The sequence below is a fragment of the Cytobacillus horneckiae genome (assembly GCF_002835735.1).
Classification (GTDB): domain Bacteria; phylum Bacillota; class Bacilli; order Bacillales; family Cytobacillaceae; genus Cytobacillus; species Cytobacillus horneckiae.
The window spans coordinates 1-1407 of the sequence record NZ_PISD01000085.1 but is presented as its reverse complement, the minus strand read 5'-3'; the positions used below and the strand labels follow the sequence as shown (position 1 = coordinate 1407).

General features: G+C 36.2%; 2 protein-coding genes. Both read right to left on the bottom strand.

Annotated features, from left to right (window positions below; translation table 11 throughout):
* Positions 1 to 178: 178 nt before the first annotated feature.
* Positions 179 to 379: a hypothetical protein gene (locus CWS20_RS26800; protein WP_040037814.1), complete on the bottom strand. Its 201-nt coding sequence runs from the start codon at positions 377 to 379 to the stop codon at positions 179 to 181.
* Between the two features lie 153 nt (positions 380 to 532).
* The coding region (locus tag CWS20_RS26795) for an HAD-IC family P-type ATPase (protein WP_142385430.1) at positions 533 to 1407 on the bottom strand (875 nt) is incomplete at its 5' end.

The following is a 1407-nucleotide window of genomic DNA, read 5'->3' as shown; positions in this document are numbered from 1 at the left end:
AGCGTCAGGAAAATGCGGATTTACAACGCTAAGGAAATTCTCATACTAAAAAGCCAAATTTCTCAACATCAATTGAGAAATTTGGCTTTTTTCGTTGCTCAGTTAAAGCGTCCTTTAGTTGTATAATTAAAATATATATGATGAAAGGAGTAGCCTACTCCTTTTTTGATGGCATTTGTCAGCCACCTTCTATACATGTTGCCGTTGAACTTCCAACAATAGCATTGAGTTCTTGAAGTAGGGAAGTCAATGCATCGGCTTCAACCAATGTAACTAAAGTTTTTTCAGTCAGTGGAATATTGTGTTCTTTAAAAACATCCGTTGTACTTTCCCAAACTTCAGCAATAGCTTTGGGTGACATATTTGATTGTATGACCATTTTGACAACCTCCTTTTAATCAGTTATTTCCCTTTTAATTTTACCCTACTAATACAGCAACTGTAATTCCATGATTATTCCTGTTAATATCCCTATTGAAGCATAACATTGTTTTCAATTATCACACCTGATTGTTGAAGCCCATTTTAGAACCTATTCTTTGATTTTCAATAAGCGTAAACTGTTTAATGTTACAAGTAAAGTTGCTCCCATATCAGCAAATATCGCTATCCATAGTGTTAACCAACCGGGCATGACCAACAGTAATGCCACTAATTTAATCGCCAAAGAGAAGGTAATGTTTTGCTTGATGATTGCTAAAGCCTTACGGCTTAATTTTATTGTATATGGTAATCTACTCAAATCATCAGACATTAATGCGATGTCAGCCGTTTCTAAAGCTGTATCAGTTCCAGCACCACCCATCGCTACACCAACGGTAGATGCTGCAAGTGCTGGAGCATCGTTCACGCCATCTCCGACCATTCCCACACTTTGATGTTTTTCTCGAAGTTCTTTAATGAAATTCAACTTATCCTCTGGAAGTAAATCAGCTCTAATATCAGAAACACCAATTTGTTTTCCAATTGCAGTTGCAGTTCTCTGATTATCACCTGTAAGCATTACTGTTTCTATTCCAATATTATTCAATTTTCCGATAACTTCTTTTGATGTTTCCCTAATTTCATCAGCTACAGCAATTAACGAAAGAATCTCTTTTTTCGTTCCTAGCACCATCACGGTTTTTCCTTGGATCTGCATTTCTGTAATCTTTTGTTTTCTATCACTTTCAATGCTTCCATGTAATTCTTCAAAAAGTGCTGGGCTTCCGACATAATACATTTCGTTATTTACTTTGGCTTTTACACCTTTGCCCGTAATGGATTGGAAGTCTTCAACCATTACATCATTAAAGTCTGATCCATTTTCTTCTGCTTTTCTCATAATTGCTGAAGCAAGTGGATGCTGCGATCCTTTTTCAATGGCTGCTGTTATGGTCATTAATTCATTTTCATTTCCACCATATG

Excerpts from the sequence above, each read along its gene's own strand:
- CWS20_RS26800 (WP_040037814.1), bottom strand. The coding sequence starts at position 379 with ATGGTCATACAATCAAATATGTCACCCAAAGCTATTGCTGAAGTTTGG.